Annotated in this window: 8 protein-coding genes, 1 tRNA gene and 2 pseudogenes; 9 read left to right on the top strand and 2 right to left on the bottom strand. The window is 57.9% G+C overall.

Features of this window, described 5'->3' with window-relative positions; all coding sequences use genetic code 11:
* Nucleotides 1-90 precede the first annotated feature (90 nt).
* The gene (locus tag CI15_RS37510) at nt 91-480 is read right to left on the bottom strand and encodes a hypothetical protein (RefSeq protein WP_193790986.1); all 390 of its coding nucleotides are present in this window, start codon (nt 478-480) and stop codon (nt 91-93) included.
* Nucleotides 481-626: 146 nt separating this feature from the next.
* On the opposite strand from CI15_RS37510, the gene CI15_RS37675 reads away from it, so the two are divergent.
* The 7 genes and pseudogenes from CI15_RS37675 to CI15_RS37665 all read left to right on the top strand — a co-directional run.
* Nucleotides 627-1232 carry a hypothetical protein gene (locus CI15_RS37675; protein WP_241495828.1) on the top strand — a complete coding sequence of 202 codons (606 nt, stop codon included), beginning with the start codon at nt 627-629 and terminating at the stop codon, nt 1230-1232.
* Nucleotides 1233-1256: 24 nt separating this feature from the next.
* Nucleotides 1257-1502 carry an OmpA family protein gene (locus tag CI15_RS37670; protein WP_277621029.1) on the top strand — a complete coding sequence of 82 codons (246 nt, stop codon included), beginning with the start codon at nt 1257-1259 and terminating at the stop codon, nt 1500-1502.
* A 470-nt stretch (nt 1503-1972) separates the two neighbouring features.
* Complete coding sequence (locus CI15_RS10130) at nt 1973-2173, top strand: hypothetical protein (RefSeq protein WP_062127237.1); 201 nt, start codon at nt 1973-1975, stop codon at nt 2171-2173.
* A gap of 198 nt (nt 2174-2371) precedes the next feature.
* Complete coding sequence (locus CI15_RS10125; RefSeq protein ID WP_062127234.1) at nt 2372-5470, top strand: UDP-N-acetylmuramoyl-tripeptide--D-alanyl-D-alanine ligase; 3099 nt, start codon at nt 2372-2374, stop codon at nt 5468-5470.
* Between the two features lie 166 nt (nt 5471-5636).
* Nucleotides 5637-6704 (top strand): alpha/beta hydrolase family protein, encoded by a 1068-nt coding sequence (locus CI15_RS10120; RefSeq protein ID WP_062127231.1) that lies wholly within the window; start codon nt 5637-5639, stop codon nt 6702-6704.
* Between the two features lie 396 nt (nt 6705-7100).
* A complete protein-coding gene (locus tag CI15_RS10115) occupies nt 7101-8057 on the top strand; it encodes a D-alanine--D-alanine ligase (protein ID WP_062127228.1) in 957 nt (318 codons plus the stop codon).
* Nucleotides 8058-8365: 308 nt separating this feature from the next.
* Nucleotides 8366-8741, top strand: a pseudogene (locus CI15_RS37665) (IS3 family transposase); the annotation flags it as partial.
* A gap of 129 nt (nt 8742-8870) precedes the next feature.
* Here CI15_RS37665 and CI15_RS10110 read toward each other — a convergent pair.
* Nucleotides 8871-8947 (bottom strand) — tRNA-Asp (locus tag CI15_RS10110).
* A 559-nt stretch (nt 8948-9506) separates the two neighbouring features.
* Here CI15_RS10110 and CI15_RS38235 point away from each other — a divergent pair.
* Together CI15_RS38235 and CI15_RS10100 are read left to right on the top strand one after the other, a co-directional pair.
* On the top strand, nt 9507-9845 hold the full coding sequence (locus tag CI15_RS38235) for a hypothetical protein (RefSeq protein WP_153041092.1): 339 nt from the start codon (nt 9507-9509) through the stop codon (nt 9843-9845).
* 103 nt (nt 9846-9948) lie between these two features.
* A pseudogene (locus tag CI15_RS10100) lies at nt 9949-10590 on the top strand (aminotransferase class I/II-fold pyridoxal phosphate-dependent enzyme); the annotation flags it as partial.
* Nucleotides 10591-10677: the final 87 nt, after the last annotated feature.

Below are 10677 nucleotides of genomic sequence, written 5' to 3'. Positions count from 1 at the left end.
GGTACGACACAGTTGGACTGTCTTCGGTAGTTGTGTACTCGAGTACAGCACTAAGCTGATGGTCATGTAGAGGCGGATGCTGGTGTTGTGTCAGATGCACAGTCTGAAACTGTAGCTGGTGGTGATACTAGAGCTGATGCTGAGGCGGAGGCTGATGCTGATGCTGATGCTGATGCTGATGCTGATGCGGATGCGGATGCCGATGCCGATGCGGATGCGGATGCTGATGCGGATGCTGATGCTGATGCTGATGCCGATGCTGATGCTGATGCGGATGCCGATGCTGACGCTGATGCTGATGCTGATGCTGATGCTGATGCTGATGCTGATGCTGATGCGGACGCTGATGCGGATGCCGATGCCGATGCCGATGCGGATGCCGATGCCGATGCGGACGCCGATGCGGATGCTGACGCCGATGCGGACGCGGATGACGTCTTCTACCACTCGGGTCTGAACGCCGAACTGCTGGTACAGCACGGTGTCGATACCACGTTGCTTAACCACTGAACTCCGGATGGTCCGCGACGCATGACCTGCGTCGCGGACCCTGGAATTGACCAATCATTTGACTAGGTCCCCTGAACCGCAGCGCGCGGTTCGGGGAACCGTTTTGGTGAACTAACATGACTTTCAATAAAACCTTGAAGCGTGCGCTCGCAGGCGCATTGCTCCTGACGGCTGGCATCTTGCCCGCCGTCGCACAGCACACTTTCTCCAACCAGCAGCAGCTGGCTACCCAGGCAGGCGCGCCCGGTGCCGGACCGATGACCGGTGCTGGCACACAGTCTGGCAAGATATTCGGCCAGACCTACGCGACGGTTGGCCAGGTCAACTCGCAGCAGGCGCAGATTGTCTACTATCGCGACGCATCCGCAGGGGCGGGCCGTTCGGCCGCCGCTGACGTCTACGTTGATGGCGACCTGCAGACCGCGTTGCTGCCCGGTGGGTACAGCATCTTCTGCGTGAAGCCGGGCGAACATACGCTGGGCGCCTACATCCACGATGCACCGCTGTACAAAGGCAAGACCACCGGTGGATCCCGCGCTGAACTGAAAGGCGGCATGACCTACTTCGTTAAGGTCGCGCCGGTTGGCAGCAATGGCGCACCGGTAGTCGTGTTGCGCAACGAAGCCGAAACCCAGTTGCAGGGCATGCGCGCGCAAATGCACGTGCTTTCCCGTGCATCGGCAGTTCAGGCGTGTGACTATCCGTCAGTCCCCGTGGTATAGCCTGATGCGGCGGCACAACCTGCCGTGGTAAGAAGCTACGCGCTCAAGGACGACGCGCTGTTCGCCTTTGGCAAGTCTGGCAGTCGGGACATGACCGGCAAAGGCCGGGCGGAGATTTCGCGTCTTGCCGAGCAGATTCCCGCGGAGAACGCATCGCTGGAAGCTGTCACGGTGATTGGTCACGCGGACCTGATCGGCTCGGACGCAGCGGCGCAGAAACTTGGCGAGCAGCGTGCGATGACGGTTCGCCGGATGCTGATTGAAATGTGAATTCCGACGTTGAAGATTGCAGCGGAAAGCGGGGGCAATTCCGATCCTGTAGTTACGGATTGCAGCGGCACAATGGAGCAGAAGATTGCCTGCATCGTGCCAAACCGCCGCGTGGTGGTGCGTGTGAACCTGTGCCGTCCAGGGTTGATGGCACGGCGGGCGCAGACGCCTGTGGCACGCGACCTTACTGAATCGGAGAGGTCGCGTTCCCACCAGGAAGCTGTGGCGAAATGAATCGGAAAGTAGCTCGGATGTCGATTGCGCGGTGCTCGTGCAGGCAGAAGTGGTCCGATGAGTAAACACGGCTCGTCGTCTGAAGGCATCGCTTCCTGCCAGGCAAAACAAGTCAGGAAGTTAGTACCAAACCAGAAAAGCCAACAGTTCGAAAGCTTATTTTCGCTACCTCTTAGTATCGTTAATCTGTCTTTCGCCACAGGCAAACGACGAGAACTTCAAATACGGAGTTGCGAATGGTCAAACAACCAGCGATTCCTGTAATCAATGTATTGCTCGCTTATGCGGCGTTGCAAGATAGTGATCAGGAGTTCTTTAACAGGATGCTCAATGAGTTCACATTTGCGTCCTGGTCGCATAAACGAGAGTTCATCGAGCAGTGGCGAAGGGAGCTCGCGTCCGCAGGCGCAACGCTGATTGTGCCGATACACGACTGACCCCCGGAAGGTGAAATAAGGGGGCTCGGTCGTTCGAGTACGGGCTCGAATCTCTGCAAAAGCGTCGTTCGCCAAATGTCTATACTGAATTAGTCAATCGTCTCCGGTCAGATTTCATTGTCCGTTGCCAGACGAAACAATTGTCGCCAGGAATCTGGCCGAAGACGTATTGTCCTCCCCTTACCCGAGAGTAAAACCATGTCGCCCACCACGCTCACTCCCACAGATTTTCCTGCCCTGTTTGCACGACTGCGCTCTGTCGTTGAACCGCAGGTCAATCCCCTGGCAGCGCCCTGGCCGTCCTTCGTTCTATTCTTTTCATGGAGCGACGGGCAGCGGCGAGCCGAGGTCGTGAGCGCAACGGCGCCGACATTTGACGAGGCGTGGGACGTCGGCATGGAGCGGGCGACGCAGGCTACCGGCGCAACCGAGGTGGCTGTCCAGTGGCTTCGCGTGGACTGGGTTGAAAACGTTGAGGGTACGACCTGGAAAGCACTGCGGGACCGCCTCGAACAGACCAAACGCAACTACTTCCGTTCCGGCCTGTCGCTGGACAGCAGTTTCCGGCATGCCTTCCTCGAGACCGAACTGAATGCCAATGCCATGTTGTATGGTGGCGCGGTATATCCACACGCCATTGTCAACACGAAGAACTTCGAACGGTATGCGGCCATCCGGCACCAGCTTGCCAATGTCGATTTTGCAGACGCGCGGGAGGTGTATGCGTTCTCGGCGCGCGGCGCGTTCACGAGTCTGCAATCTCAGGAAGTGCATCTTTTGCACGGAACTGGCCTGAATACAGGCCGCCGTGTCATTGAACATCTCGAGCCGGCAGACGTCCGGGCGCTCGTCTCATCCGGCAGCCGCTATCTGGCCGGGCAGGTACAGCAAGGCGGACGCTTTCATTATGGCTGGCATCCCTGCTTCGATCGCGCTATCAGTACCTACAACACGCTGCGCCATGCGAGCTCGGTCTATGCAATGCTCGAAGCCTGGGAGGTGACCCGGGATAACGACCTCAAGATAGCAATCGACGCAGCCCTGCACTATCTCGTCAACGAACTCATCATGCCGGTGGATTTGCCGTCTGGCACGCGGGCAGCGTTTCTGGTTGACGCACAGGCCGAAATCAAACTGGGTGGAAACGGCGTGTGCCTGCTGGCGCTGGTCAAATATAGCCAGTTGACCGGCTCGAGCGAATATCTGAATCTGCTTGAGCAGCTCGCGACAGGCATCCTCTTCATGCAGGATGCGGACACCGGCAAGTTCAGCCATGTGCTGAACTATCCGGATCTGTCGGTGAAACAGGCATTCCGGATCATTTATTACGACGGCGAAGCGGCCTTCGGCCTGATGCGCCTTTACGGCCTGACTGGCGATGCAAGATGGCTTGCGGCCGTAGAAAAGGCGTTCGGTCATTTCATCGAGGCGAAACACTGGAAAGCGCATGACCACTGGCTTAGCTATTGCGTGAACGAACTGACCCGTCACAAGCCACTGGAAGCGTATTACAAGTTCGGGATTCAGAATTTCGCCGGCTACCTCGATTTCGTGATCGGCAGGATCACGACATTTCCGACCCTGCTTGAACTGATGACGGCTGCCGAGCAGATGATCAGTCGCCTGCAGCAGCAGCCCGAAATGGAACACCTGCTCGCCGAGGTTGATCTGGATAAATTCTTCCATGCACTGCATGCGCGGGCACAGCGCCTTCTGAATGGTCATTTCTGGCCGGAACTCGCCATGTACTTTGCGAATCCTGGCAAGATCACCGGCAGCTTCTTCATCCGCCACCACGCCTTTCGGATCCGCATTGACGACGTCGAGCACTATCTGTCCGGTTTTGTCGCCTATCTGAGCTATCTGAACAGACAGCAGCAGTCAGTATCTTCCACGCCGGGGCGGGAGTGGAGCGCCTCCGTGATCCAGTCGGTCACGCAGGGCACATGGCTCACACCGCCGCCGTCGGGGTGGACGGCGAACGGCCTTTGTATTTACGTGCCTGCCATGCAGGCCGGAAACGTCGTGGTCGCCCGAGTCCGTGAGGGCGACCGGGGGCTTCCTGTTCCTGTTATTCGACGGATGCGCACGCGTCCAGTGGGCGTCATCACGAGCGATCCTGATGTGCAGGCTCAACTTGACGATTTTCCGGTCCTGCATGTCGCAGATACGGATGAGGCAATTCTTGCGATGGGAGCCTACGCACGCCAGCAGATGAGCGGCACCGTCCTCGCGGTGACGGGAAGCGCTGGCAAGACTACGCTCGTGGCCATGCTCTCTGATGCCCTCAAGGCTTACGGCCAGACGGAGGCGAGTGCGTTCAACGCAAACCTCCCCCACGGTTTGAGTTGGAATCTTGCGTCAATCAATTGGGATACCCCTCATGTCGTCCTGGAAGTTGCCGTGGGCAGCATGAGGAAGAGCGCGCTCATTGCTCGCCCGGACATCAGCATTTTCACCAATATCCAGCCTGCGCACCTCGGCAAAACCAGCACAATCACCGACATCGCCCGGACCAAGAGCATGATCTTCCGTGGCATGTCTGCGGGAAGTATTGTGATACTCAATCGCGACATGCTGGAGTGGCACACCGTCTACCAGGCGGCCGTGGAACAGGATCTGAAAATCGTCACTTATGGCACGACTGCTGAGAGCGACTTTCAGCTAGTGGACCATGATGCGTCGCGGCAGTCGGTTACTGTCCGCATCAGAGGGCGCGATATCACCTACCCGATTGGGGCCGCTGGCTTGCACATGGCACTGAATAGCGTGGCCGTCCTCGCTGGCGTTCTGGCGCTCAAGTATCCGCTTGAGCCCGCGCTCGAACGGATCGCACGCTTTACTGCGCTCTCCGGCCGGGGCGAGGAGTTTGAGCTGACGCTTGATGGGCGCCACCTGACTGTCGTCGATCATGCCTACAACGCCAATCCCGGATCGATGCAGGCGGCCCTGGAGCATTTGAGAGACATGAAGCATGCCCGCAGACGGGTCGCTGTGCTAGGCGAGATGGCGGAACTCGGCCCAGAGGCGCCGGTGCTTCATGCTGACCTGGCCGCGGTGGTCGAGCGTTGTGCGATTGATCGTGTCTATGTCATGGGCAATCTCTATACCGATTTCTGGGAGCGATTGCCGGCCGCGCGCCGTGGACGTCACACGAATTCCCTGGATGAACTGAAATCAGCACTTCACGAAGAACTTGTCGACGAGGATGTGGTGCTGCTCAAGGGTTCCAACAGTACTGGCATACACCACATCGTGGCGTGGATGAAGGCGTGTGCGCAAAATCAGGCCGTATGACTTCCTCCAAGCTTGCAGGCGATATCCCGCCTGTAAGGCATGACTGAATGATCCCACGACGGCAGCGCGGTTCCCCCAAGGGGACCCGCGCCGGGTCGATCGTGTGCGCGCATGACGATCGTTGATCGTCTCTGTTTATCCTGGACAACCTCACGGAATCTTATTCATGCAATGGCTCGGCCGAGATTTTCGGCGTTTATCGCACCTTCTGCGCTGGAGACTCCGGCGTTTCCTGTTTGTCGCCTTTGGCATTTGGGGAGTGGCCGAACCCAGTCTGGGGGGGCGGCCGACACTGGGGCCGTTCGAGGATCCACGGCCGGGAGAGCTCAACATCCCTGTGGGAGGCGAGCCCTTCGATGCGGTGCAAGCCCTGAACGGTTCGTTTAGCTCGCCGGAGCATTGCGCGCGGGTGCCCGATAGTCTCTGGGTTGAAGTCAACGGCAACGGAGATTGCATCCGATACTATGCGCATGGGCTTTCCGGCGGTGCGAATCCCACCGTCCTTGTTTATTTCAGCGGCGATGTCATGCTGAGAACAACGAAGGGAGTCAGGTACATTACGCAATCCTATCGGTCTGTTTCACCTGCAGAACTGGGCAAGGAGATGGCTGACTGGTCAGCTGATGCCGGCCTCCCTGCGGTCTATCTTTCCCGTCCGGGTATTTACGGCTCCTCTGGCGACCATAACATGCGGCGTACTCACCGCGAGATTGAACTGATGGAGCGAGCACTAGACATGCTCAAGGAGCGTTACAACATCGGGTCATTCATCCTGACCGGACATTCGGCTGGCGGTCAGATCGTCGCCGCGCTCTTGAACAGGCGACAGGACATCTCGGCGTCGGTCTTTTCGTCCGGCCTAGTTTCCGTGAAGCAGGTTACCGCGTTCTGGGAATTCAGGCGTCAAATTCCCGGCCGACTACTTTATGACACCCGGAGTTATTACGATCCAGTCGACGAAATCGGGCATATTCGCAAGGATCCACTACCGGAAATCTATCTGATCTCGGATCCAGAGGATCGTATTGTTCCTTTTTACAGCCAGTTGTATTACGTCCGCCGCCTGCGCGGCGCGGGCTTCAGGCCGCATCACATCTACGCCTATGCTCCTGAGCCCCAACGGCACCTGCTCGCCAGACACGCGAAACGCGCAGCGGCGCTTTTGGCCCAGAGAAAGTCCGCGGAGGAAATTCGAATGGCGCTTGCAAAACTTGATGCGAAGCACGTTCGGTAAATCGCGGCGCAAGTACGAACTCTGGTGAAGCATTGCCCGTAAGGGTCACAGGGCAGGGCGTTGTCCGGATAGGACCGCAGGCGTTTTGTCAGGCAAGCATCTCGGTCAGGGCGCCTTCGCGAGATTGGAGTGGAGTGCTAATGGACTCTCGATGGCTTTTTTCGTAAGCTGGTGCAATGGTGAGTGGCTCGTTGTTCGCTGCGTTTCGGGCTTTGACTCCCTGATTTCCGGCTGAACGTCACTGCCTCAATTCTCGTCTCAAATGCCGTGTTGTAGTTGGGAACGGGGCCGTGTTGGGGACGCTCGCGGTAGCAGTGCGCGCTCGCAATGCGGTGATTACGACGATCGTGGTTTTCGCGGCGGCGGCTTCGCCACACGCAGAAATAGGGGGCTGAGATGGGTGGTATCGATCCGAAACGGTTCGGCAAGGTGGCGGTGCTGTCGGGCGGCGTGTCTGCCGAGCGTGAAGTGTCGATCAATTCCGGCCGTCTCGTGCTGCAGGGTTTGCGCGGTGGAGGTGTTGACGTACATCTTTTTGACCCGTCAGCACGGGCGCTATCAGCTCTAAAGGACGAGGGCTTCGCGCGCGCGTTCAACGTGCTGCATGGCGGCTATGGCGAGAACGGGCAGATTCAGGGTGCACTCGATTTCTACGGCATTCGTTACACGGGGAGCGGCGTGCTCGGTTCGGCACTCGGGCTAGACAAGTTTCGCGCAAAACTCGTGTGGCAGCAGTTGGGCATTCCAACGCCGCCGTTCGAGATTGTGATGCGCGGCGATGATTTCGACGCGCGCGCGCGGGCGATCGTCGCGCAACTCGGCCTGCCGCTTTTCGTGAAGCCGGCGAGCGAAGGCTCGAGCGTCGCGGTGATCAAGGTGAAGGCGGCCAAAGAGCTATCTGCAGCGATTGCACACGCGGCAAAGTTTGACACGATAGTGCTGGTCGAGAAGAGCATCGAAGGCGGCGGTGAATACACTGCATGCATTGCCGGCGACCTTGATTTGCCGATCATCCTCATCGTGCCGGGGGGCGAGTTCTACGACTACGACGCGAAGTACATCTCCGACACCACCCAATACCTGATTCCATGCGGACTGGCATCGTCAGAGGAGACGCGCCTAAAGGCGCTCGCGCGTCGCGCGTTTGAAGTGCTTGGTTGCAGCGACTGGGGCCGCGCCGACTTCATGTTGGACGGTGAGGGCAATCCGTACTTTCTTGAAGTGAATACGGCGCCGGGAATGACAGATCATTCGCTCTCGCCGAAGGCTGCCCGCGCGATTGGTATCGGCTATGAGGAACTGGTCATGAAGGTATTGTCGCTCACGCTGAAGGATGACGGAGACGTTGGGTGACGCAACGTTTATCAGCCCGACTTCGTCGATAGTGACCTGTGGGTACATGCCATAGTCTGCATGCTTGCACGCGCAGACCGATCCTTGCGGACTGCTGCGCATCGTCGTTTAAACGACGAGCGATTAACGGATCGGATGACACGGCGGATACACGCAGGACAGAGGAAGGCACTTTGAGTACCGGTCAGTCCGCGTGGAGTGTGCTGAACCCCCCCTGTTTGGGGGGGGGCGTGCTGCCCGCCAGGTTCGCGGGCGTTCAATGACCTTGTACCGCAAACGGGTCCGCTACACGCCCTGCATTGAACCATCAACAGGCGCTGTACGCTCGCCATCTGGACAATGACGGGACACCACCCTATTACTCCGGCGGAGACTCGCAATACGTCAGCATTCGCTATAGCGACCAGCTGGCTGATGCAGGCATTGAACTGTCTGTCGACCGAACGATGACAATTACGACAATGCGGTCGCCGAAACGAGCAATGGCCTGTACCCGGCCGAAATGATTGATCGGCGTACTCTATGGAAACTCGTGGATCCGTCGAATTGGCTACGCTGGAATGGGTGGCGTGGTTCGATCATCATCGATTGATGGAATTCATCAGCGATATCCCGCGCGCTGAAGCTGAGGCAAACCTCTATCGGCAACCAAGCAATTCTGCTGCTGCGCCGACGCCAACTTAGACCAACCAGTCTCCACGATTCCCTAGTAATTCGGTATAGAAAACACAATGAACTTCAAGGCGCGAGGAGCGTCCGTGCGGCGCAATGGCCCAAAGAAAAAGACGAACAGAAGTTCGTCTTTGGTGATGTTGGCGGAGTGGACGGGACTCGAACCCGCGACCCCCGGCGTGACAGGCCGGTATTCTAACCAACTGAACTACCACTCCTTAATCTGTGAGTCTAGTTTAGCGTATATGAACGCGTTTTGCGAGTCAGATTTTTTGTCCGAACGGGCTATGTGGTCCGTCAAGCGGTACGGGCGGATTTTGGTTGGAAGAAGATACCGTCACGGATTGTGAACAGCACGTCGCAGCGTTGTCGGGCAGGAACGATGAGCCCGATTATGGCGCTGACCTAGCTGAACATTGCGCGCGAATTAGACTCTTAAGATTGGATCGCAACGTGACATGGTCGTTGGGCAGTGTGGTGATGTATAGGCGCCTTCGGGTTCAATCGAGGGCGACGGCAAGATACCCCCGGGGGAGGCTGTGACTGGAGGCGGGAATCATGGTGGGTCCGGCCGACCAAATCCTCAATTCTCGAGAAGTGAAGGCAGTAATGGGGGGTAAGAAGAAAGGCGGTCTCGCATGGCAAAAGAAGAAGGTGACCCGTCCTGACGCAGGTTGACACTTTGTCAACCAATTGGAAGGAGTGTCAACTGGATCGAGGATCAAGCGCACACAGCGGAAATGCAGTCCCGCCTTTAAACTGTCGGTAGTCGAGCAGTTGGAAAAAGGCGAGATCAGTTATTTGCAGGCTCAGCGTCGCATTGGCATCCTGTGTGCCTCGATCGTACTGAAGTGGCTGCATAAGCACGGTCATCGGGACTCGCGCGGCAGCGCTTATGCACGCCAGGGAGTGGTCATGGAACAGCCTGTGAACATACAGCCGCTGACGCCCGAGCAACGCATCCGGGAACTGGAAGAACAGCTGAAACAGGCCAACCAGAACGGCCCAGCTATGCGAAGCCGTCGTGGATGTCATGAAGGAGGACAGCGAGGTAGTGCCGCGCTGCAAAATAGGACTTTCTCTAAGTCAATTGGTTATGTTTTTGTGGAATGCTAAGTTCTTGGCAATGCGGCAATGGACTTCAGCTCGTGGAGTTGCAGCTGTTTGACACAGGCCCCGCTTGTTGCGGGCTTACCCAGATTTTTAATCTAGGATGAGGGTGGCCGTCGTGAAACCGATTCTCAAGTCCAACAAGTTGTTGAATGTCTGCTACGACATTCGCGGGCCCGTCCTCGAACATGCGAAGCGGCTCGAAGAAGAGGGCCACCGCATCATCAAGCTGAACATCGGCAATCTGGCGCCGTTCGGCTTCGATGCGCCGGACGAGATCATTCAGGACATGATCCTCAACCTGCCCAGCTCGTCGGGCTACTCCGATTCGAGGGACGTGTTCGCCGCGCGCAAGGCGATCATGCACTACACGCTACAAAAGGGCGTGCACGGCGTCGAGCTCGACGACATCTACATCGGCAACGGCGCGTCCGAGCTGATCGTGATGGCCTTGCAGGCCTTGCTCAACGACGGCGACGAAGTGCTGCTGCCCGCACCCGACTACCCGCTGTGGACCGCCGGCGTGAGCCTCGCGGGCGGCACGCCGGTGCACTACATCTGCGACGAGTCGAATAGCTGGATGCCCGACCTCGACGACATCCGCGCGAAAATCACGCCGAACACGCGCGCGCTCGTCGTCATCAACCCGAACAACCCGACCGGCGCGCTGTATTCGGACGAACTGCTGCTCGGCCTGATCGGGATCGCGCGCCAGCACGGCCTGATGATCTTCGCCGACGAGGTGTACGACCTGTCTCTTATACACATCTGACGCTGCCTACGACTCCTTCGGTTGTAGCATCTGTGGCTGCGCGATTAGTGAAAAAACAAATACAAC

The sequence above is a fragment of the Paraburkholderia monticola genome, assembly GCF_001580545.1.
Lineage (GTDB): Bacteria > Pseudomonadota > Gammaproteobacteria > Burkholderiales > Burkholderiaceae > Paraburkholderia > Paraburkholderia monticola.
Note: the sequence above shows the minus strand (reverse complement) of the source record. Positions and strands in the feature narration are given on the sequence as shown.